The following is a 22,943-nucleotide window of genomic DNA, read 5'->3' as shown; positions in this document are numbered from 1 at the left end:
AACTGACCCAATTTTATAGCTTTATTAACTAGCTTTGCGTACTGTTTAATTCAACTGCAAAGACCCTTTTGCATTCATCAGCAGCTCAACCACATCATCACCGCTAATCACTTCAAAACGCTTATCAATATCTGACTCTTCCACGCCGTTGTGTTTCATGCAAGCACCGCAGACCAATACTTGACCGCCTTTTTCTATAAAGGCTTCTAGCAATTCACCAGCAGGTTCAAACGGTGCACCAATACTCACATCAGCCAAAGCGTTGGGCAGTGCCAAATGTACCGCATCCACCATCAGTATCACTGAGGCAGAATGGCCTTTTTTCAGTGCCACACCTGCCATAGTAAAGGCGACAGTGATCTTGTTTGGATTTGATTCACTATTATCAAATAACGTGCCGACATAATCAGTAGTATTCATTGCGTGATGCTCCTAGTAAGGTATTTGTTTTTTTTGATACGCTTACTAGTATCCTAGCAGTTATTATGTTTTTTTGTATAATGTATTGTTATCAAACAGTATCGTTCTTTTTACGCTGTCGTCACAAGGCGTCTGTTTACATATATATGCGTTAATTTTAGACATTTTAAGCGATAGGCGGCCACGGTCGGTCGGCATCACTCTCTATCCATTCGGCCACATAACCGGTCGGAGGCATCGTCCAATCAGACTGTCCTAATACTGCCAGTACTTGTGCCGGGTCGATCACTTTGCCACCCTTGGTCACACCCGTACGCAGTAGCCCAGAGGAGCAGGGTTTACCTTTCACCCACATCGATTGCTCGATATAGATCCAGCGCGCATCGATACCGACGATTTTGGTCTTTAGCGTGACTTTTTGAAAGGCGCGAATACGCTTACGATATTGGATGGTGCTGCCCGCGATCACCAACCCCCAACGTTGTTTTAACAGCTGCTTGCCAAGTCCAGTACGTACCGCAAAATCCATACGTCCCAAATCATACAGCGTAAATACGCGGCCGTTATTCATCTCCAAAAAATTATCGATATCAGATAAGCGGCAGCGAAACTGAATCTCACTGGTGTCTTTAAAAGTTAATGTATCGCCTTTTTTCGTTTTTAGGGCGGCACGAGCGATGGTGCTGGCATAACGGATAAATGGGTACATAGCGCACTCTCAAAAGGGTTAAAAGATAACATTATTGTTTTATCATTGATGACAATGATTATTTATTGTCAGAGCCTATATCCTGAGAAGGTTCGCTAATAGAAGCCACACCAATCCAATTGAAATAAGCGCTGACGGTTTCGGGTATCCAATTGATATCGAATTTTGAAGTTTTAGACTCTTTACCTTCGGTGACAGACGATTTATTTTTGGCCTGATCATTGTCTGAACGATAACGCAGATAACCGATATGACCACCGTGCGGAGTGTCCAAAATAGTCACACTATCTGAGACATCGTTTGGCGTCGCAGTGAAACCGATAAATGGATCGTCTTTAGCGCTAATGAGTAGTAGTGGCTGGGTAACGTTTCTTAGATATGGTAGAGCGGAGGCCGTATGATAATAGTCGTTCTTAGAGCGATAACCATGACGCGGCGCGGTAAAAATATCATCAAAATCACTGATGCGATTGGATGATTTGATAGCGTCGATTTCATCTTTGCTCAAGTCATTGGCGAGTGCTTTTTTGATAATTGGATTAAGCAAATACGGCGTATAGATACGATGACTCAGAAAACTATGCATCGTAATGGCAGCTGAGGACATATCGACTGGTGCGGAGATGACAGCCGCGCCTTTACATAGCGCCTTATCGCTATATTCGCCCATATATTTGGCCAGTGCATTACCACCTAATGACACGCCAACCGCATAGATATTGGCATACTGCTCGCGCAAATTCTGTAGCGCGTGATGTACCTCATCTGTATCACCAGCATTATAAAATACGGTACCGCTGGCAGGAATACCGCCACAACTACGAAAATGGGCGACGACAAAGTGCCAGCCTTGGGCATGCATTTGATACGCCAACGCACGAGCATAATGACTGTCACTACTGCCTTCCATTCCATGAAATAGTACGATTAACGGTGTCTGTTCAAGCTCACCATCTGTCGATTCTGCTACAGGGTGCGCATCATAAAAGTCGTAGGCAATATCACTCTCGTCCAATGAGTCTTTTTCGACCACGCGGCGATAGGTCGGTGCTTTGGGTGCAAAGAATTTGGGCAAGATGCTTTGTAGATGAGGATTGGTCAGCCAAAATGGCGGTTTAAAAGGAGCTGGAGAGAAAGGTTTGGTCGAGTTGGATGCTGACATAAATGGCTCTTATTTAATTATTGTTAAAAAGCAATGTCTTATCATACCGAGGCTAATGTTTAAAACCAATAATTTTGAGTGAACGCATGGTTACTCAGGGTCAGCTACTGAGTATCAGTCAGTCAAATACGTATCGCTTAATGCGTGTCTTCAAACTATTTCTCCAACACCCGCCCATTCATCGCCAATCGTTCTTTCAAGCTATTAATATCTGCCTCAGCAAGGGTCACAGTCAGGGTGACTTGTTTACTGTAAGCGACATCGTCGATGCGACCGCTCAGGCTATCGACGACGTAACGGCATTGCGCTTCGGTGGCAAACTCTGCCACTATCTGCACTTTCGCCATTGGTACATAAGCGTTCAAGGTCATCTGATCGACTGCTGCTTGTGCCGATCCTGCATAAGCACGGGTGAGACCACCTGCACCCAGTTTAATACCACCAAAATAACGCACCACGATGATAATCACATTGCCGATAGATTTGTGCTGCAACACATTTAGTATCGGACGTCCTGCTGTGCCATTTGGCTCGCCATCATCATCAAAACCAGCACTGGTGGTGTTATTTGGATCGCCAATGATATACGCCCAACAGTGGTGACGCGCATCGGGATATTTGTCGCGTAGCTGTTCCACGTGAAACATTGCATCCTCGCGTGAGGCCACGGGATAAGCGTAAGCAATAAACTCAGATTTCTTAATTTCTAAGCGAGCCGTGACGGTACGTTTTAGCGTTTGGTAGCTCATATTTCATCAGGTCTATAGGTTGGATATGGTAAACTTGTCTTACTTTCACTGTTGTCCGTATTTGGAGCAGTGTTCATTTAATTTTTATTATAGTACCACTTCTTACCCGTTAAGATAGTGCGCAAGCTCAATGTGAGCGCTTGCATTACTACTACTGAGGTAGGCGTCGGTATCATAAAACGGATGGTAGTCAATAGTATGCGTCTAGATAAATTTGTTAGTAAAGCCACTGAGCTGTCACGTAAAGAATCCAAAAAAATCATGCATGCTGGTGAAGTCATGGTAAACGAGCAGGTCGTCAAAGACCCAGGTCTGCATGTTGATATCGTCAATGACGAGGTAATGTGGGGAGGCGAGCCATTATCGGTCGCGACTGGCAGCCGTTATATCTTACTTCATAAACCTGAAGGGTTTGAATGTACGCTAAAGGCCAAAGAATATCCAATCGTCACTGAGCTGATCGCCGTACCAGAGCTTGGTAGCTTGCGTATCGCCGGACGTCTCGATGTCGATACCACTGGTGCGCTGCTTATTAGTGATGACGGTGGTTGGCTACATCGTGTGACCAGTCCTAAACATGAGCATGCAAAAACATATGAGCTGACTTTAGCGGATGCAATGGATAGCGATGCTCAGGCCAATGCTGTTAAAGAAGTAGCGGAAGGTATCTTGTTAGAAGGCGATCACGAAGAAACCAAGCCCGCAGTGCTTGATTTTATTGATGATACGCATGCGCGCCTGACATTAGAGCAAGGCAAGTACCATCAAGTAAAACGTATGATGGGCTACTTTGGTAATCGAGTAACTGAGCTACATCGATCCAGTATTGGTCATATCAATTTAGAAGGTTTGGAGAAGGGTGACAGTCGCTTCCTAACACCAGACGAAGTTGCTAAGTTCTAGGGCGTTTCCTCAATTCAATCGATAACCATCTAAATGGGTTAAAAATGGCTAAATCTTGCCAAGCGACGTCAAATAGCTGACTAATATCTCGATATTATCTGCGCTATTTTCCTTGTTTGACTGCAATTTATCTCATTTTTATTACCATTTTTAAAATGAGGACACACCCTAAATCGTGACTTTCTTTCGCTTTAAAATGATTACGCTTTAACATGATTTAGCTTTAGAATAACGTGCAAAATTTCTGTCTAAAATGAGCAGCCACTAAACAGTGTGCTGCTTTTTTCGTGCATTTTCAGGGCAGTATGTGTTGCCTATCTCTTAAAGCTGAGTAGCAATTTTGCAAAATTGAGCCTTTAATACTTTGCAATCATTGTCCTTGTGCTACAGTCTGTTTATCCCTTAATCTATATATTTACATAATGTATAGTTTATTCAGTTTAAAAGAGAGTCAAGGCAACCGAGTGCAGATGTATATGTGATACTTCGAGCGAGGTTAACGCTGTCACTCTTTTATAGAGGATTGACTATAGTCAATTCCACATACCTCAGATAGGACTGTCTCTGTGAAATTATCCGCCTTAAAATCTGCTAGCCTCATTAGTACCGTACTATTGGCAACCACGGCATGCGCTCAGCCTAGTACACCTGACGCCACCAGTCAGAATATGAGCCAAAATCCGAAAAGTGCTCAAAGTATGAATGCCCAAAATACAACTGCCGAAAGCACGCCAGCAGATGGTACTGTCAGCCAGTCAGTTGATAGTCGCTTGCGTCAAGTGCTAACTCAGGCAGGCATCAAAACGCAAATTACCTCTATTGTGCCGTCCAACCTACCCAATATGTATCAAGTCAATTTGGCGGGACAGTTACCTTTACATGTCACAGAGGATGGTAAATACGTCATCCAAGGCGAGCTACAAAAGAACCCAAGCAAACGTGTCGTGACCGAAACGCCTGCTCGCAGTACGAGTGCGCAACTGGGCAAGCCGGTCAGTGCCGACGTCAAGTCAGATATATTGGCTAATATGAGTGCGCTGAAAAACATGAGTGCCAAAACACCATTCTTTTATACCGCAGTGCCTGGTGTAATTTGGGGGGCGACGTTAGAAGGCGTGCCTTTCTTACTATCAGATGATGCGCAGTACATCACTGATGGCGAAATATCTGTCATCGAAAATGGTCAGTTTGTGGGGCTTGATGAAGAGTTTGAAGCACTAAAAAACCAGTCTGTGTTTGCGACGTTGGATAAGAGCCAACTGATTACCTATCCTGCGACCAGCAAAGAACGAGCCGTCATCTATGTGGCGGATGATGTGAATTGTCCGTACTGCCGCCGACTGCATCAACAGATGCCAACGCTTAATGCAAAAGGTGTCACCGTCAACGTTATCGGTTATCCGATATATGAAGCGTCACCTGAGCAAATGCGTGGTATCTGGTGTCAAGCTGATGAAGGTAGTCGTCGCAAGGCTTTTGACAAAGCAATGCTAGCGGGTCAGATGACACCTGCACCAGCGAGCTGTAGTACCGATCATGTGACGCCTAATCGCGAAAAAGCAGCTGGACTGGCCGTCATAGCCACGCCTGCTATTTACCGTGAGGATGGCGTGCTCTACCAAGCCAGCTTTGAGAGCCCTGAGTTCTTAGAGTTCTTAGGAGTAGAGTAAACCACGCTTCTTCAATACTACTAAAACATCATGACTTCTGGATAAGGTGCTGTGCGAGCTGCGCAATATGCTCGGTACCAATACCACAGCAGCCCCCGATGATGCTTGCCCCAGAATCTTGCCAAAGCTTAGCCCAAGTCAGATAATGCTCAGGGGTCGTGTCTTCACGCATATTGCGCAGGTGTGCATTGGCTTGTTTGTGGCTTTGTTTTGGGACAAAAGCATTCGCATAGACGCCCAGCTGCATAGGCTGTGAGGCTTGATCAATTGTCTCCTTCGCAGTCTGTAATGCTGCATTCATCACCTCAGGTTGACTACAATTGAACAGTATTGCGTCGACATTCAATGACATCATGGCTTGTACGGCATCTGCTACTGATTCACCAGAGCGCAACATGGGTGTGCTCACCGCACGATTGGATTCAGCACTGCTATCATGGTCATCGGTAGTGATATCTAACTGACTATCATCTAGCGTGAATGAGATCCAAATGGGCTTAAATGCAGCTTCTTTTTGAGCCGCTGTGAAATCCTCAATCAGTTGATGCCATGTTTGCGCTTCAACGATACTACTTTGCGTCTCTACCAACCACATATCCACATAGTCTGCTTGCGCTGATAACAGTGGCTGCGCAATAGCGGGCGCTTGCTCAGTGTCGAACAAATCTGGTCGATAAGAGCCAAATAACGGTGGTAAACAGCCAGCGATTTTTACATTTGTCGGACTGTTAAGGCTTTTATCTGTCTGTGAATTGCTAGCTTGTACGGCCTCAAAGGCAAGTTTTGCCGCTGTTTCTATAAGTGCTTCGCCTTCAGTAAAAAACGCATCTCCCAAATGATAAGGGGTGACCGCATAACTATTAACAGTGATGACAGCTGCACCAGATTTTATGTAGTCCAGATGGACATCACGAACACTATCGGGCGCTAGGCTCAGTGACAATGCTGACCATTCAGGTTGGCGAAAAGGCGCACCACGTCGTTCAAGCTCACGTCCCATACCACCATCTAATATCGTCATGTGTGTTGTGAGTGAGGCGTCAGGTTGAGCAGTCATTACTTTAGAGTTTATCTGAGTGTACATCGTAAGTTCACTTGTAAAATTGTTTGATAGTCCAAAAACTCCAGTATAGCCAAAGTGTCTTATGCTCTAGCAATGTCATCTATGTATTATCGTAATGCTGTGTATTACGGCAGCACAATGTCCACGATTTTCCAATCAATGAGGCCGTTGCGTTGCATCTCTATCGTCAGTGGATAGCCTTTGACTTGACCGCTAACCGTAAAGCAGTTGATACCACAGTAGCTTAGCTTAGGTTTTTCACTATCAGAGCCTTGCGCCACTTGCTGTTCCAGTTCAGCCGCTTGTTTTTCCATGACTTGCTGCATTTGGGTTTTGATCACAGCATCTATATCACCGCGCTGGGCGATAAGGTTCTGAATCAAGCTTTGGAGGTTAACTTGATTGCTCGCGATGGCCCAAGCTGCGGCTAGCTCTTTAGTAGCCGTGTTGGCTTGACCTTGAGTGCTAATGACCTTTTCGATGTTCTCTGAGGTAATAGCACCATCGACTGCCTTGACGATAAAGTCATCGGCGGCCTTAGTCAAAGCCTCACCACCCAATTGAGAGACGAGAGGGTATTGGGTCATCGTCGCCGTAAACTGGCTGGTTAGTTGGTCTTGGATGCTGGGTCGCACTTGATCATAGTCAATCGCTGCTGCAATCGTTGCACCGTCGTTGGCATCATAAGCATTTTTGAGCTGATATGCACTGTAATAAGGCGAACCTGCATAGATAGCCACTGCGATGACGATTAATAAAACAATCAGCTTTTTCATAAAAATCGATACCTTGTCGCAAACTTAATAAGTTTTAATAATTTTAATAGCTATTAATAGCTTCGATAATTTTTAAGATAAATGGCTACAAACTCGGACGATAAATATTAGCATGGCTTAATGTTATTGAGGTATGAAAAGCTTTATTCATTCCTTAATAAAACCTTTTTGTAGTGACGAAATCGTTTTAAACGATACTTTCCATCCCTGAAAGCTTGATAAATCACCATGCCATCTCCATAAATAGCGCAAACTTTTAATAATTGATTTGGCTAAGCAGCATCCCGCCGTATTTGCCTGTAGGATTCACATCATTATCATCTATCCTTTCTGATTATTTATTGTGTTTCATGTGAAACCCTTATGAATAACTGTGAGTGATACTAGGTGGTGGTGATTGACTGAGGTTCATGAACCGACTGGCCGGTGGACTGTAAAGACGATAGGAGAGCCCATGAGCAAGCGTGATTTTTATGAAGTGTTAGGTGTCAGCAAAACCGCTGATAGCAAGGAAATTAAGCGAGCTTACCGTAAGCTGGCCATGAAATATCATCCAGACCGTAACTCTGACGACCCTGATGCAGAAGATAAATTTAAAGAAGCCTCAATGGCTTATGAGGTGTTGAGCGACGAAGAAAAGCGCTCAGCCTACGATCGTATGGGTCACTCAGCCTTTGAAAATGGTATGGGCGGCGGTGGCGGCTTTGGTGGTGCAGGTGGTGGTAATTTCCAAGATATCTTTGGCGATATCTTTGGTAATTTTGGCGATATCTTTGGTCAACAGCGTGGCGGCGGTGGTGGACGTGCGCGCCGTGGTTCAGACTTACGTTATGTCATCGAGTTGACGTTAGAAGAAGCGGTACGTGGCTGTAAAAAAGAAATCAGCTTTACGGCTCCTGCGCCTTGTGACACTTGTGATGGCAAAGGCGCAAAAAATGCCTCTGACATTGTGACTTGTCCAACGTGTAACGGCCAAGGTCAAGTTCGTATGCAGCAAGGATTCTTTGCTGTTCAGCAAACATGTCCACATTGTGGCGGCACTGGTAAGCAAATCAAGAATCCTTGTCCTGACTGCCATGGTAATGGCGTCAAAGACAAATCACGTACGCTAGAAGTTTCTATTCCAGCTGGTGTCGATGATGGTGATCGCGTTCGTCTCGCAGGTGAAGGCGAAGCGGGCGGTGCTGGTGTCCAAAACGGCGATTTATACGTCGAAGTCCGTGTTAAAGCGCACAATGTCTTTACGCGCCAAGGTGCTGATCTATATATGGATGTGCCCGTTAGTATTACCGATGCAGCATTGGGTAAAGAGGTTGAAATTCCAACGTTAGATGGCAAAGTGAAGCTAAAGGTTGCAGAAGGTACGCAAAGTGGTAAATTGCTGCGTGTACGTGGTAAAGGCGTGACTCCAGTACGTACAACGATGAAAGGTGATTTGATTTGCCGTGTTATCATTGAGACGCCAGTGAATCTAACGGGTGAACAAAAAGACCTATTACGTCAATTCCAAGATACCTTGGATGGTGATAGTAAGCATCAACAGTCGCCACATAAAAAGTCATTCTTCAAAAAGATTGGCGAGTTGTTTGATTAATAGTGTTTATTACTAAGTAGCGATACTTAAAACGAGTATCTAGATAAGCCCAATAGTTTCACGTGAAACTATTGGGCTTTTTAATGGTTGTATAAAAAACCACTCAGGTAGTGATATTTGCTAAACTGACCATAAATAATATGTAACAGCTGTTTCACTAAAAATAAAATATTCAGGATAAAAATATGAGTTCACAAATAACAGAACAAACCATCAATGTTGGTGTCATCGGTGCTGGTGGTCGTATGGGTCGTATGCTTATCGAAGCGGTACAACAAAATCCAAAAACCACTTTGAATGCTGCCATAGAGCGTAAAGGTTCAAGCCTCGTCGGTGCGGACGCTGGTGAAGTGGCCGCTATTGGCTGCTTAGATGTGCAGATTGTTGATGATTTAAAGACCGTAGTGAATGACATTGATGTGCTGATTGATTTCAGCTTGCCTGATGCCACCGAACAAAACATGCAGATTTGTGCTGAGCATAATGTCGCGATGGTTATCGGCACGACAGGTTTTAATGCGCAGCAAGAGCAAGTACTGGCTACAGCGAGTGAAAAAATTGCGATCGTTTATGCTGGTAATTATTCTACTGGCGTGAATTTGTCATTAAAACTACTAGGTATGGCGGCAAAAGCCTTTGGTGAAGACGCAGACGTAGAAGTCATTGAAGCACACCATAAGCACAAAATCGATGCACCATCGGGTACGGCTTATATGATGGCAGACGCCGTCGCAGAGGCTCGCGGACAGAATCTAAAAGACGTCGCCGTTTATGGCCGTGAAGGACAAACAGGTGAACGTGAAGCAGGTACGATCGGTATTCATGCGATTCGTGGTGGCGAAATCATCGGTGACCATACCGTGATGTTTATCGCTGATGGTGAAGTGGTTGAAATCACCCATCGTGCCCGTGCGCGTATGACCTTTGCTGCTGGTGCGGTGCGTGCAGCTACTTGGATCATTGAGCAAGAAGTAGGGCAGTATGATATGCAGGATGTGTTAGGTTTAAATGATTAAGGCTTAAATGGTAAGTGCTGGGATGATTAATTCTTCAGCCTCTCTTGATTACATCTTAATAAATGATGAGTCGCTGCTATAGTCGATCCACTATAAAATAAATACAGCGATACTGGGTGCATTTTGCGTAGCCTCTGTCTGCGCAGGCACAGCAAGCAAGGAAAATGTATACCAGTATCGCATGGTTACATTTGTATCTGTTTTATTTAGGACTGACTATAGGAGATAGACATGGATACGTTTAGACAAAATTTAATAAAGGTGGTTAGTAGAGCCTTTATAGCCAGTAAAAATATTAGCTGCGTGGGCCATACGGTCTTAGCGACTAGTCTGGTGGCCTTGCCTATCATGGCACAGGCAGCGACTTATGACACCTATGTCATTCATACATATGGTGGCGACACATTATTGCCAGCGGTACGTCAGCAGTTAAACAGCAGCCGTGATGGCGGCACAGTCACAACGTATCAAGACAAATTAGTACTGAATACCACAGCAGCTAATTACCAGGCAGTACAACAGCTCTTGACTCAAATTGATGGTCAGCCACAAGCCTTAACCGTCTCAGTGCGCGTTGGCAATAATAGCAGCACGCAAAATAGTATCCAGCAAGGTCAGGTTATTATTACCAATCGCGGTATTCAAGGGTCAGGTATCATTAATCAAAGTAACCGTCAGCAGCAGGGCAGTAATTCATATCAAGTACAAACCTTGTCTGGTAGTGCGGCAAGTATCAGCACTGGCACGCTTTATTCACTGATACAGAGTTATCATGCCAATCGCTATAATATAAGGCCGCAGATTATTATCCAGCAGCAAGTATTGCTACCAACGACACAGGGAATTGCGGTAACACCAAGACTGCTGCCCACAGGTCAAGTCGAAATACAACTGTCCCAAGTAGAAGAAAACCTAGTGCGATTCAGTTCGCCTTATAATCGCAGCGGTTCTGTCAATCAGGCTATTCAAGGTCAACGTTTGAACAGTACGATTATCGTGTCTCGTGGGCAGTGGGTGACTATCGGAGAAGTCTCTCAAAGCAGTCAAAACCAAAGTAGCAGCTATGGTGGTAATCAGACAATCAATAGTAATAACAATGTGCCTATTTCACTATTAGTACAGTAGCTGCATTTTTCAAATAGCTGATCATCAATGACACGGCTAAACAAACATAAAAAAGCGCGGCACTGTGCATAACAGTGTCGCGCTTTTTTATGCACAGTAGAGCAAAAAACTAGTCGAGGTAAATCACTTCTAACGGTGGAAAACCATTAAATTCAACCGATGAGTAAGAATTGGTATAAGCACCAGTGGTTAGCCAATAGATTTTATCGCCAATCTCTAGCTCTTCTGGTAATTGATAACCTGCTTCTTCGTACATGATATCAGTTGAGTCACAGGTAGGACCTGCCAACACAACAGTTCCTTCACTGGTAGAGGTTTCCATCTTAGGTGTATAAACAGGGTACTTAATGGCTTCACCCAGTGTCTCAATCAACCCTTGGAATAATCCTACATCGGTATAAACCCAGCGCGTCAAATCTGTGCTAGATTTACGTGATATTAAGATGACATCGCTGGCTAACACTCCTGAGCCACCTACCAACGAACGACCTGGTTCTAAAATAATCTCAGGCATTTCATCTTCGTTATAATCGTCTGTGAGATAACGCTTAATTTCTTCTGCATATACTTTTATCGGATTCACTTCGCTGATGTAGTTGGCTGGAAAGCCACCGCCCAAGTTAATCATTTGTAGTTTGATGTCTTCTTCGTTTCTCATCCAGTCAAACATATATTTAACCTTGGCTAGTGCATCATCCCATGCGGCGACGTCTTTTTGTTGACTGCCCACATGAAATGAGATGCCATAAGGTACTAAACCCAAATCTCGTGCTTGAATTAATAACTCAATCGCCATATTAGGGTGACAACCAAATTTACGAGACAGCGGCCACTCTGCTGTATCAGACCCTTGTACCAATATACGCACAAATATTTTAGATCCTGGGGCATGCTTAGCGATATTTTTTAAATCAGCTTCTGAATCAGTGGCATACAGATCAACGCCTTTATCAAATGCATATTTGACATGATCGGCCTTTTTGATAGTGTTGCCGTAAGAAATACGCGATGCATCTACGCCGCAGTCCAGCACTCGGTCTAGCTCATAAATCGAGGCGCAATCAAAGTTTGAGCCAAGTTCGGCGAGCAGGTTAATGACTTGGACGGCAGGACTGGCTTTCATTGCATAATGAATTTTTGCATCAGGAAAAAACCCAACCATTTCATTATATTTTGTCTTGATACGGCTAAGATCTACCATTAAAAAGGGTGTTTCACGACCTTCAGCAGCTTTGGTGAATTTTTGCCAGCTGGCAGAGTCAAAATATTGGTCAATTTTGATCATGGTCATAGGAAAACACCTTTAGTGAATATAATGAAACAATGGAAAATATATGAGTGAGAGACATGCTTAACCAGTTAAGTAATGATGAAGGCTCAACAGGCGTTAATAGTGTGTTTTTTATCAATAAGTTATCAACAAGCCTTTTTTTTAGCATCAGTCTCACGCTTTGATTTGTATTGAGCGTTAACTGGTACTAAACATTGACTGGCATTAGACAGAGCTCGATTGCGGTTGTTTTTCAGTCTGTGCTTCCATTTGTTTTTCACGTATTTTTACAACTTTACGAACTTTATCACGGGCACGGGTTTGCTTTAAACGCGATAAGTAATCAACGAATATAACCCCGTTTAGGTGATCCATTTCATGTTGAATACATACTGCGAGTAAGCCTTCTACTTCTTCGTCAATTTTTTCGCCATTCTCATCTAATGCCTCAATACGTACTTTATTTGGACGTTCAACGCTATCATAAACCTCAGGAACTGATAAACAACCTTCTTCATACGGTTGCTTCTCTTCTACTAGTGGCGTCACCTTCGGGTTTATGAAAACTCTAGGACTATTTTTATCTTCAGATAAATCCATAACGATAAGTTGAATATGATGATCTACCTGACTGGCAGCCAGACCAATACCTTGAGCATCGTACATCGTCTCAATCATGTCAGCGATTAAGGTTTTTATTTCAGCCGTCACTTCCTTTACAGGCTTGGCAAGTGTGCGCAGGCGTGGGTCTGGATAATTTAATATAGGGAGTAATGCCATAACGCTTACCTCAATGATAAGGATAAAATAGGGTTGGTATTATAAGATAAATGGGGGCAAAAGTAATGTTTATCAATACTTTCCCTTAATGATCACCTTTCATTAATCTGAAAACTTAGGTCAGTACTTCTACCCAGATAGACAAAAGCCTCGCAATCAGCAAGGCTTTTCTTTTGTCTTATAGTTATTCAAGTATACGATCACTCAAAAACAAGTCATTATATGTGACTCGATTATGCGCGACGTTTGCTGGTGAGCATCTCATACCCAAACAACAAAATAATCGCACCGATAACTGAGAATATCAGACCAACGAATCCACCATCAGCATTTATACCAAATAATTTTGCAAGCCATCCACCCACTAGAGCACCAACGATACCTAGTATGATAGTCATAATCCAACCCATAGGGTCGCTGCCTGGCTTGATGGCACGTGCTAATAAACCTGCGACTAAACCTACGATAATCATCCAAATAAAGCCCATTTTATTCTCCTAATTTATTATCATTTATAGTTGTAGCAACGCTTATAGTCAATGCGACCATAGTAGTTACTAATTTTAATAAGTACATTGTAAGCACTGTATAGGTGTAAAGGTAAGCGCAAAATGTTACCAATGTATGAGCTATGTGAGGAAAACTATCGATATTGCTAATATGCAGGTAGGCTAGGTAAATGAAAGGTTACAAAGGTAGTAAAGTCGCAAACGTTCGCCGTAATTGATGTTTATTAAAACCAAAAAAGCGTGGCTCGTTGATCACGGTGCCACGCTTGTATTTTAATAAAATTAGACCTGTATCCAGTCCAGCTACTTATTATGTAGAGCCATTAATAGACGTTGATGAATGCCTTCAAAGCCACCATTAGACATGATTACAATCGCATCACCTGCTTGAGCATGCGTGCTGATATGTTCGATGATGTCATCAGTGCTAGTCAGAACTTGTTGGTTGCTGATATTAGGGTTGGTGACATTGGCTTGCTCGATGACGTCCTTTAAGCCCCATTCTAGACCAGTAGGCTCATACCATAGCGTGTGATCAGCAAGCGAAGCAGATTCAGCTAGGCTATCTTGGTGAATGCCCATTTTCATCGTATTACTACGTGGTTCGATGATGGCCCAAATCCGTCTATCAGCCAGTTTCTTTTTGGCACCGTCTAAAGTCGTGGTGATGGCAGTCGGGTGGTGTGCAAAATCATCGAAAACTAAGATATCATTTACATCACCGATTAGCTCCATGCGACGTTTGATACCAGCAAATGCAGATAATGCTTCACAAGCCGTGGAGACACTAACGCCAACATCATAAGCAGCTGCTACAGCAACTAGAGCGTTATTGACATTATGGATGCCACTCATTGCCCAGTTAACAGTGCCGATAGAATCATTATCTTCACTGAAGCTCACTTTAAATTGACTACCGTCTTCGCTAATAAGCTCAGCTTGCCAATCGCTATTATTTACAAGGTTGTCAGCTGCGCTCTTATCAACCACTGACGTGCGCCAAACAGGCGTCCAAACCCCTTTCGCCAACGTGTCTTCTAAACTGGCAGTCGCTGCTGGCATGATGATTTGTCCAGTGCTTGGAATCATACGTACCATGTGATGAAACTGAGTCTGAATGGCATTGAGATCAGCAAAAATATCGGCATGATCAAATTCAAGATTGTTTAAGATAGCTGTGCGCGGGCGATAATGGACGAATTTTGAACGCTTATCAAAAAACGCAGAGTCGTATTCGTCCGCTTCAATGACGAAATATCCTCTATTTGCGCTGTCATCGCTGTTTGCTTCTGCACCCAAATAGCTGCTGTGCGCAAAAACTTGCTGTAGACGCTCATCAGTTGTATTGACCAATGGCACACCACCAATCAAAAACCCAGTATCGATACCAGCATAGTGCAATATCCACGCAAGCATTGTCGTTGTTGTCGTCTTACCATGAGTACCGGCAACGGCTATTACGTGGCGAGATTGTAGTACTTGCTCCGATAAAAACTGTGGACCTGAGGTATAACGCAGTCCTGTGTCTAGCATGTATTCGATCACATCCATACCGCGTTTCATCGCGTTACCAACGACGACCAAATCTGGCGCTGGTTGCAAATGTTCTATTAGGTAGCCTTCTGCAATAGTGACGCCTGCATTTTCGAGTTGGGTGGACATGGGTGGGTAAACATTGGCATCGGAGCCAGTGACGGTATGTCCAAGCTCTCGCGCCAGTAAGGCTAGCGAGCCCATAAAAGTACCACAAATACCAAGAATATGAATATGCATAGACGTTCCGTACGAGCTTAAATTAAAAGAATAAAATAAAGAGTTATCTGTGAGTCTAGCCGCAATATATGGCTGTTCATGATAGAACAGACCCACGTGGTTATGGTCATGCAAACGACCTTCTGTCGCAGAAATAGCAAGCGGTTGTCAAAATATCAATGCGGCAAACAGTCACTCATTGTAAAGTAAAGCCCATTAGATGACCAATAAAAAACGCCCTAAGAGTAGGCGTTGTTTGCTACGGTACACGGTGTCTGAGTTTTTTATCTGATGGTATTTATGTTTGACTCGTTGTATATTTTTTATTTGCGTGACAAGGTATAGTCATTATTAGGGCTTTTGTCTTTGTTTATTAAGATAAGATGATTGTCTTGAATATGATACGTCTCAATATTTTTATCTTCGTAGACAATCGTAATATTATTGTTGTCTTGACGATAAATACCAGACTCAGAAAGTGGCGCATGTGGCGTGTCAGGGTTATTATAAATACTGGTTTTTAGCACTGAGCCATCAGCAAATAAGTTTAGTGTGATATCGACACTGTCACAAGACGCGCAAGGCACCATGCCGCCGTAGTCGCCCATTAGCGTGGCTTGTAGTATATTACTGCGTGCTTCATCGTTCGTTTGTGACCCAGATGTCAGTGCTTCGTTTCTCGGTTGAGCTGCTGCAATTAATGACTGTCCTTCTACTACTTCATTAGACTCGTCATCACCACTAAATAAACGATCATCATTATCTTGTAGATTGTTTTTGGTATTCTCTGAGTTAGAAGATACGGCACTATCAATAGGTGTAACTTGCGTTGCCAAGTCCTTATGATCATTGGGCGCAGCATTATCACAACCAATAAGGGTGATGCAGATAGAGATCGCTAGCAAAGACCGACTATAGCGTTTGATGACAGTCAGTGTGGTAGAGCAAGTAGACGCAAAGTACATCATGGTCACACCAAAAAAAAACAGTTTGTCGATAATATTTCTAAAGATTATCCACACTATCGATAATGTCATTTTATTGTCAAAAATGACAGATAACGGAAGGTATAAGTGTCAAAATCATTCAGTTTGCACGGGATAGCACTGGTTGATTTAATTCTGTTGAATAATATTGGTTGTATTGATTAATCAAAAAATCAAATAAGCAGTGTCAAGATAGCAAAGATTGAGAATATCTCTGTAGAATTTTTGTTATGGCGGTTTTATGCAAAAGAGGGTGGCATGAGGTATTGAAGATTTGATAAATCAGGAAAGTTAGCTTGCAGGGACAGGACTATTTTCCGCTGTTTTATAGTTAGAAATAGAGGCTTAGTTTATTCTAAGCCTCTATTTCTAACGTTGTGCTACCAAAAAATAGTCACTGTCAATGCCATGGTGACATGTTCAACATGTCATAACTGTCTATTACGCAAGACGGTTATTGGTGCTTGGTCGAACGATACGCCATAATATCAGTCCATGTACGGCTAATAGTATGCTAAATAAAATCAAAGATTGCTCAGGAATACTCAATCCTATAAATGTCCAGTCAACTAAAGCGCATTCGCCAGAGCCTGCAAAAACTTCTTTGAACACTTGCAGTATTGGCAAGGTGTCTAACCAGTAATCTAGACCAGGGCCACAAGAAGGCACTTGGTCGGCAGGTAAGTGCTGTAGCCAGACATGGCGTGCGGCTACAGCAGTAGACCAACCAATACCCGCCACACTGCCAAGCCACAATAGCAGTCTTATCACTTTAGATTTTGGATTAAACAATGCTGACATCAGAGCAAAGCAGCCCATTATGATCAGGCCAATACGTTGGAAAATACAAAGTGGACAAGGTGAGAATCCTAAATAGCGCTGTAAAAAGAACAGCGCAAAACTCATTCCTACTATACTCATTATTACCAAAAATACTTGCAAGTTACGGTAAGTGGTTAGCTTTAGCATCGGGCAGTTACTCTTATCAATTAGTCATCTATAGACATTAAATAGTAATCAAAAATTAGCGATATTGTTGCAAAAATTGCATAAAGTCTTCTGTTTCTGCTTTTTCGATATCTGCTTGTTGGAGTATCGATTTTTCTGCGAGCACTTCGTATTTGGCCTGGGTATTTGGACTGAGCGTTTGCTGTAATAAAGACTTACGATGCTGCTGTGCTAAGGTAAAACCCAGTTGCCATAAGCTACCCAAACGCTGACTATCAGAGTTTACTTGTGCAGAGATGGTTGCCTCAGAATGTCCAGCTTTGCCTTGCATTAGGGCAACGGCAGTACGGTAGTCGTTGCCACCATAATGTGCGTCAAGTAGTGCAGCAAGTGGTTGCATGCGCTCTAGGTGTGTCAGCATCCAATCCTCAAGTAACCGTTCTTCGCCATTATTGATAATCTGTAGATCCTTACGACGACCTTCATTGACTACACGCTCAAGATTGATAGCCAGTTCTTCATCTTCTTCAGGTAGCAGATCAGGAGAGTCGCTGAGTAGACAGTACAGCGCCATAACTTCTAAGAAGCACGCACTAGACAGGCGAATACCTACATCACTATAAGGGTCCAAATCAATGGCACGGAACTCAACATAGGCAATACCACGACGCTCAAGTGCTTCGGTTGGGGTCTCACCGCTCATCGCGATTTGTTTTGGTCGGATAGGGCTATAGTATTCATTTTCTATTTGTAAAATATGGTTGTTGATTTGGACGGGGTTGCCATCAGAATCATCTAACCCTAGCTTTTCAAAGCTGTCATGTGGCGTCTGAATCGCGCGGCGCAATCCCGCAACATATTCTGGCAGATAGTTGTAACGGATATCGAGCTGCTCTTGTACACTATTGGTATAACCAAGCTTACCCATACGTAAGCTAGTAGCTGCAGGTCTATAGTAGGTTGAGTCGTTCATGCGTTCCAAGTCATGTTCACGCCCTGCTAAAAAACAAGGACAAACACTTGGGCTAGCACCCAGTAAATAAAGCACAAGACTGGTCAGTCGCTTAAAATTCCGGATAAGTCCGAGGTATTTTTCATTTTTGAATTCTTGCAGTGTTTGGATTTGCGTAGTAGGTGTTTCAGCTTGCCATGTTTCGAACAATTCATCACCAAAAGACAAATTATAGTGTAGCCCTGCGATGGTTTGCATACGGCGACCATAACGAATACCTAGCCCGCTACGATATAGCGTTTTAAGCTTACCAGTATTAGAGCTACCATAATCCGCCAGTGGAATGTCTTCGTCATTTGAGGACAGCATACATGGCATAGACAATGGCCACATTAGCTCACCTTCTGGCATTGCTTGATATACCAGTACGTGTAATTGACGCAGCATGTTAAGCGTTTCTTTTGGTGAGGTTTTGGGATCAGTAATAAGCTCAAGTAGGCTTTCTGAATAATCGGTGGTGATAAACGGGTGTGTGAGTTTTGATCCGAGTTTGGCCGGATGCGGTGTTTGAGCCAAGTAGCCATCAGGCTTGACGCGCAGTCCTTCTTTTTCGATACCACGGAGCATGCCTGTTAAATGCTTGCTATCAAACCAGTTAGGAATTTCAAAGTTAACAAAGCTACTCACAAAATTAGTCATAATAGTCATCTATTGTTATTCATTATGGTGGTTCAAAACACGACTAGCGTTTGACCATAAAAGAGGTAAATATTGGATTAATAGTTCCGTCAGTTTAGCTCAAAGCAGCCTTGAAAACCACGGACAATTACAAATACGATAAGCTTTACAATGGCTTGTCTGTCTGAATATTAGCGGAAATTTAGGCCGCATTATTTGTGAGCAGTCTTTGATTAAAGCCTTCTGTAAATAAAAAACATCTACCTAGCAGATAGATGCTTTTGATATGCAACGTTCAGCTATTGATCATCGCTGTAGCCAACGACTTGGATGTTTTGATCAAGAGTTATGTGTGCGGTTAACTCAAATAGAAAAGGATGAGCCACAGCCACAAGTGGTGGTAGCATTTGGGTTGGTCACGACAAAACGCGCACCTTCTAAGCCTTCGGTATAATCAACGGTAGAGCCCTGTAGGTATTGATAGCTAAGTGAGTCAACGACTAAGGTCACATCATCATTGTCAAAATTAGCATCATCTTCGTTCAGCTCATTGGCAAAATTGAAGCCATAAGAAAACCCTGAACAGCCACCGCCAGTCACATAGACACGCAGCATAAGGTTGTTATCGCCTTCTTCTTCACGTAAGCGACGTACTTTTTGCGCAGCACTATCCGTTAGGCTCAATACAGTTGGATCTACAGGCTGGCTGGCGCTTGGACTAAATTGATTGGCTGATTCGTTCATATCTACCTCAGTTGCTAGGATCAAATGCGGTCGTCGTCCTGTACAGGTTTGCAATGGAATGGTTGCAAATAAAGATACGTACGGCGTTTGATTTAATTGGGTGCTGTCATTATGGCAAGGCTGTTAACACATTATAAATACAATATTGGTGCCGTCAAAATGGTTGAGCATATGGTTGGTACTTATTTTATAGCAGTATATCATAATGGGGCTATTGATTCGTTTGTCAAGAGTGATGTCACTCACTGAATTTAATGCATCAGAATTGGCTTTTAATGAATGAATAAATACTTAGTTTTGAAATAGTTATTTAATCGTTTGCCTATCGGGCAAGCGTTTGAAATAATAGCCGGCAGTTAACATGCCAGATGTGTGTTTTTCTTATTGCCTTATATTTTATATTACTGTTGAGATGAAGAAATTATATGATCGAATTTAAAGACGTTGGTGTTCGCCGTGATGGTCGTGAATTGTTTGCCGGTGCAAGCTTTCAGCTACATCCGGGTCACAAAGTTGGCTTAACAGGCAATAATGGCACTGGCAAATCCACCTTGTTTGCTTTATTACTGACGCAAATGGGTACGGGCGATACCGAAGTCACTCTTGATAGGGGCGAAGTAAGTATTCCTGATAGCTGGCACGTGGCACACATGGCACAGGAAGTGGGCGCAACCAAGCAGACAGCGGTTGACTATGTATTAAGTGGCGATGAACAGTGGTATGAGATTAATGCCGCGTTAAATGATTTGAACAGTGTCAGTGATGAGCAGATTGGCATATTGCATCAGCAATTTGATGAAATTGATGGCTATCGCACACCGACCAAAGCCGCTCAAATTATGGCGGGACTGGGTTTTAATACTAACCAGCATGAGCTACCAGTAGAAGGTTTCTCAGGTGGCTGGCGCATGCGTCTAAACCTTGCCAAAACATTGATGAGCCGCGCTGACCTTATGTTACTCGATGAGCCAACCAACCATTTGGATTTGGATGCGATTCTTTGGCTAGAGACTTGGATCAATGCATATATGGGTCTGGTGATTGTCATCTCGCATGATCAGGCATTCTTGGATGCGACGGTTGGTCATATCCTTCATGTGGAACAACAAAAAATCACGCTCTACACAGGTAACTACCAGCAGTTCATTCGTACGCGTCATGAGCGTATGGCACAGCAGCAGCAAGCGTTTGAGAAGCAAGAAGCGACTAAGGCACATTTGGATGACTTTATTCGTCGTTTCCGTGCGAAAGCCAGTAAGGCCAAGCAAGCTCAGAGTCGTATTAAGCAGCTTGAGCGTATGGCGGAGCTGTCACCAATGATGGCAGAAAACCCTTTCTCCTTCCGTTTTTATGAGCCAGCAAATATGAGCTCACCGCTGATTGAGCTGACAAAAGCAGACATTGGTTATAGCGACGTACCACTGCTGCACAATGCCAATGTGCAGGTGACTCCCGATACGCGTCTGGGTTTACTCGGTATGAATGGTGCAGGTAAATCAACACTGATTAAGGCATTGGTTGGCGAGCTTGGCATATTAACAGGCACGTATCGAGTATCTGATACGCTGAAATTAGGCTATTTTAACCAGCATCAAATGGACATCTTAGACGCAAAGGCCACACCGATAGAGATGATGCGTCGCCTAGCGGGTAAGACTTCGGATGCGATACTACGTTCATTTTTGGGCAGTTTTGATTTCCGTGGTGATCGCATTGATACCCCAAGCGAGCTGTTCTCAGGTGGTGAGCGTGCGCGTTTGACGCTAGCGTTGATTGTTTGGCAACGTCCGAACGTTCTGGTGCTTGATGAGCCAACCAACCATTTAGACTTACAAATGCGTCAAGCATTGACCATCGCACTACAAGGCTTTGAAGGGGCAGTGGTATTGGTTTCGCATGATCGTGAATTGATTGCCAACGTCTGTGATGAGCTGTACTTGGTACATGACGGTATTATCGAAGAGTTTGATGGCGATATCGGAGACTATGGTAAATGGCTCGCTGAAAAGCGTAAGCAGGAAAACGCACAAGATAAAAACACAGGTAAGAAAAAAAGTAAAAAAGAGAGTAAAAGGTTTGTTTCACGTGAAACAACTGATAGTCAAGTAGGCAATAAAGCGTCTACTGCACCATCAAAGAATAAAAATGCTGAGCCTGCACTTAGCAAAGATGCCCAGCGTAAACAGGCTGCTGAACAACGCAAGCTAACCGCTCCGATACGCCGTGATATTGAGAGTACAGAAAAATCATTGGCTAAAATTGATAAGCAGCTAGCGGTACTTGAAGAAAAGTTGGCGGATACAACATTGTATGAAGAAAGCCGGAAGTCAGATTTGCTTGTTCTGCTCAATGAGCAAACAGCACTACAACAGCAACATAGTGATAATGAAGAAAAATTATTATTATCGATGACGACGTTAGAGGAAATGGAAGCTGGCCTTGAGTAGATGATGTGGCTTAGTAGATATTGTTTGTTAAGCTATTTTTAGCTGATAACGATATTTGTAAAGGTAGTTATAAAAAAGGGAGGGCAATCGCCCTCCCTTTTTATTACATTATTCCTTACGGTACTTACCATCACCATAAGATAATATTTCCATTGTCGTTGTACACAACTGACAGTTTATTTGACCAGCAGCGGCTTTTGATAAATCAAGAATACGACCTCGAATAAAAGGCCCTCTATCTGTAATTTTTACAATAACACTCTGCTTTGTCTTTTGGTTAGTTACTTGGACTTTGGTGCCGAACGGTAACGTGCGATGTGCAGCAGTTAATGAGTTCATGTCGAAGATACTGCCACTAGCGGTACGTTTACCGTGAAATTTGCTGCCGTAATAACTGGTATTGCCAGCAAAAACAGTGGTACTAAGTAGTAGTGACAAAGTGATAACCAAAGACCTGATTAAATAAGACATTTAATACCTTTAAGCAATTTATAAAATAGACAGGTACTCTTGCCTATGTTATCCGTACTCCCTATGAGTATGAATAATATAGATATTTTACAATAAATAGCTTGCCACGTCCTTACCATTTTGTAAAAAAACACGAGTTCAGTCTATTTTATAATATGTTTCAGGTTACTAATATAAGTGATTTTCATTTACTGCTCTTACGTTAAAAGTAAATAATTT

21 protein-coding genes are annotated in these 22,943 nt (G+C 43.1%); 6 read left to right on the top strand and 15 right to left on the bottom strand.

Features of this window, described 5'->3' with window-relative positions; translation table 11 throughout:
• Positions 1 to 45: 45 nt before the first annotated feature.
• From ACT3QP_RS10380 to ACT3QP_RS10365, 4 genes are all read right to left on the bottom strand, one after another.
• The gene (locus ACT3QP_RS10380; protein WP_192518488.1) at positions 46 to 420 is read right to left on the bottom strand and encodes a DsrE family protein; all 375 of its coding nucleotides are present in this window, start codon (positions 418 to 420) and stop codon (positions 46 to 48) included.
• Positions 421 to 586: 166 nt separating this feature from the next.
• Positions 587 to 1,129, bottom strand: a complete 543-nt coding sequence (locus tag ACT3QP_RS10375) for an acyl-CoA thioesterase (protein WP_192518489.1) — start codon at positions 1,127 to 1,129, stop codon at positions 587 to 589.
• Positions 1,130 to 1,187: 58 nt separating this feature from the next.
• Positions 1,188 to 2,291 (bottom strand): YheT family hydrolase, encoded by a 1,104-nt coding sequence (locus ACT3QP_RS10370; protein ID WP_444525429.1) that lies wholly within the window; start codon positions 2,289 to 2,291, stop codon positions 1,188 to 1,190.
• A 155-nt stretch (positions 2,292 to 2,446) separates the two neighbouring features.
• Entirely contained in the window at positions 2,447 to 3,040 is a 594-nt protein-coding gene (locus ACT3QP_RS10365; RefSeq protein ID WP_444525428.1) for a YigZ family protein, read from the bottom strand.
• A gap of 198 nt (positions 3,041 to 3,238) precedes the next feature.
• Here ACT3QP_RS10365 and ACT3QP_RS10360 point away from each other — a divergent pair, with 198 nt between their 5' ends.
• A complete protein-coding gene (locus ACT3QP_RS10360) occupies positions 3,239 to 3,943 on the top strand; it encodes a pseudouridine synthase (protein WP_444525427.1) in 705 nt (234 codons plus the stop codon).
• Between the two features lie 566 nt (positions 3,944 to 4,509).
• Positions 4,510 to 5,613, top strand: a complete 1,104-nt coding sequence (locus ACT3QP_RS10355; RefSeq protein ID WP_444525426.1) for a disulfide isomerase DsbC N-terminal domain-containing protein — start codon at positions 4,510 to 4,512, stop codon at positions 5,611 to 5,613.
• A 28-nt stretch (positions 5,614 to 5,641) separates the two neighbouring features.
• Here the strand turns inward: ACT3QP_RS10355 and ACT3QP_RS10350 are convergent, their stop codons facing one another.
• Both ACT3QP_RS10350 and ACT3QP_RS10345 read right to left on the bottom strand, forming a co-directional pair.
• Entirely contained in the window at positions 5,642 to 6,634 is a 993-nt protein-coding gene (locus tag ACT3QP_RS10350; protein WP_444525431.1) for a homocysteine S-methyltransferase family protein, read from the bottom strand.
• Between the two features lie 167 nt (positions 6,635 to 6,801).
• Positions 6,802 to 7,452: a DUF2939 domain-containing protein gene (locus ACT3QP_RS10345; protein ID WP_444525425.1), complete on the bottom strand. Its 651-nt coding sequence runs from the start codon at positions 7,450 to 7,452 to the stop codon at positions 6,802 to 6,804.
• A 454-nt stretch (positions 7,453 to 7,906) separates the two neighbouring features.
• On the opposite strand from ACT3QP_RS10345, the gene dnaJ reads away from it, so the two are divergent.
• The 3 genes from dnaJ to ACT3QP_RS10330 all read left to right on the top strand — a co-directional run bounded on the left by dnaJ (position 7,907) and on the right by ACT3QP_RS10330 (position 11,187).
• Positions 7,907 to 9,046 (top strand): molecular chaperone DnaJ, encoded by a 1,140-nt coding sequence (dnaJ, locus tag ACT3QP_RS10340; RefSeq protein ID WP_444525424.1) that lies wholly within the window; start codon positions 7,907 to 7,909, stop codon positions 9,044 to 9,046.
• A 185-nt stretch (positions 9,047 to 9,231) separates the two neighbouring features.
• Complete coding sequence (gene dapB / locus ACT3QP_RS10335) at positions 9,232 to 10,062, top strand: 4-hydroxy-tetrahydrodipicolinate reductase (protein WP_444525423.1); 831 nt, start codon at positions 9,232 to 9,234, stop codon at positions 10,060 to 10,062.
• A 231-nt stretch (positions 10,063 to 10,293) separates the two neighbouring features.
• Positions 10,294 to 11,187, top strand: a complete 894-nt coding sequence (locus ACT3QP_RS10330; protein WP_444525422.1) for a hypothetical protein — start codon at positions 10,294 to 10,296, stop codon at positions 11,185 to 11,187.
• Positions 11,188 to 11,296: 109 nt separating this feature from the next.
• On the opposite strand, the gene ACT3QP_RS10325 is transcribed toward ACT3QP_RS10330, so the two are convergent.
• The 8 genes from ACT3QP_RS10325 to erpA form a co-directional block, all read right to left on the bottom strand.
• The gene (locus tag ACT3QP_RS10325; protein WP_444525430.1) at positions 11,297 to 12,472 is read right to left on the bottom strand and encodes a type III PLP-dependent enzyme; all 1,176 of its coding nucleotides are present in this window, start codon (positions 12,470 to 12,472) and stop codon (positions 11,297 to 11,299) included.
• Between the two features lie 210 nt (positions 12,473 to 12,682).
• Entirely contained in the window at positions 12,683 to 13,237 is a 555-nt protein-coding gene (gene def, locus ACT3QP_RS10320; protein ID WP_444525421.1) for a peptide deformylase, read from the bottom strand.
• A gap of 233 nt (positions 13,238 to 13,470) precedes the next feature.
• Positions 13,471 to 13,725 (bottom strand): GlsB/YeaQ/YmgE family stress response membrane protein, encoded by a 255-nt coding sequence (locus tag ACT3QP_RS10315; protein WP_444525420.1) that lies wholly within the window; start codon positions 13,723 to 13,725, stop codon positions 13,471 to 13,473.
• Positions 13,726 to 14,049: 324 nt separating this feature from the next.
• Positions 14,050 to 15,519: a UDP-N-acetylmuramate:L-alanyl-gamma-D-glutamyl-meso-diaminopimelate ligase gene (gene mpl / locus ACT3QP_RS10310; protein ID WP_444525419.1), complete on the bottom strand. Its 1,470-nt coding sequence runs from the start codon at positions 15,517 to 15,519 to the stop codon at positions 14,050 to 14,052.
• 302 nt (positions 15,520 to 15,821) lie between these two features.
• Positions 15,822 to 16,535 (bottom strand): copper resistance protein NlpE N-terminal domain-containing protein, encoded by a 714-nt coding sequence (locus ACT3QP_RS10305; protein WP_444525418.1) that lies wholly within the window; start codon positions 16,533 to 16,535, stop codon positions 15,822 to 15,824.
• Between the two features lie 390 nt (positions 16,536 to 16,925).
• The gene (locus tag ACT3QP_RS10300; RefSeq protein WP_444525417.1) at positions 16,926 to 17,453 is read right to left on the bottom strand and encodes a disulfide bond formation protein B; all 528 of its coding nucleotides are present in this window, start codon (positions 17,451 to 17,453) and stop codon (positions 16,926 to 16,928) included.
• Between the two features lie 55 nt (positions 17,454 to 17,508).
• On the bottom strand, positions 17,509 to 19,083 hold the full coding sequence (gshA, locus tag ACT3QP_RS10295) for a glutamate--cysteine ligase (RefSeq protein WP_444525416.1): 1,575 nt from the start codon (positions 19,081 to 19,083) through the stop codon (positions 17,509 to 17,511).
• Between the two features lie 342 nt (positions 19,084 to 19,425).
• Entirely contained in the window at positions 19,426 to 19,806 is a 381-nt protein-coding gene (erpA, locus tag ACT3QP_RS10290; RefSeq protein WP_444525415.1) for an iron-sulfur cluster insertion protein ErpA, read from the bottom strand.
• Between the two features lie 425 nt (positions 19,807 to 20,231).
• On the opposite strand from erpA, the gene ACT3QP_RS10285 reads away from it, so the two are divergent.
• Complete coding sequence (locus ACT3QP_RS10285; protein ID WP_444525414.1) at positions 20,232 to 22,253, top strand: ATP-binding cassette domain-containing protein; 2,022 nt, start codon at positions 20,232 to 20,234, stop codon at positions 22,251 to 22,253.
• 108 nt (positions 22,254 to 22,361) lie between these two features.
• Here the strand turns inward: ACT3QP_RS10285 and ACT3QP_RS10280 are convergent, their stop codons facing one another.
• Positions 22,362 to 22,724 carry a septal ring lytic transglycosylase RlpA family protein gene (locus ACT3QP_RS10280; protein WP_192518505.1) on the bottom strand — a complete coding sequence of 121 codons (363 nt, stop codon included), beginning with the start codon at positions 22,722 to 22,724 and terminating at the stop codon, positions 22,362 to 22,364.
• Positions 22,725 to 22,943: the final 219 nt, after the last annotated feature.

The sequence above is a fragment of the Psychrobacter sp. AOP7-B1-24 genome, assembly GCF_052376215.1.
GTDB lineage: Bacteria > Pseudomonadota > Gammaproteobacteria > Pseudomonadales > Moraxellaceae > Psychrobacter.
Note: the sequence above shows the minus strand (reverse complement) of the source record. Positions and strands in the feature narration are given on the sequence as shown.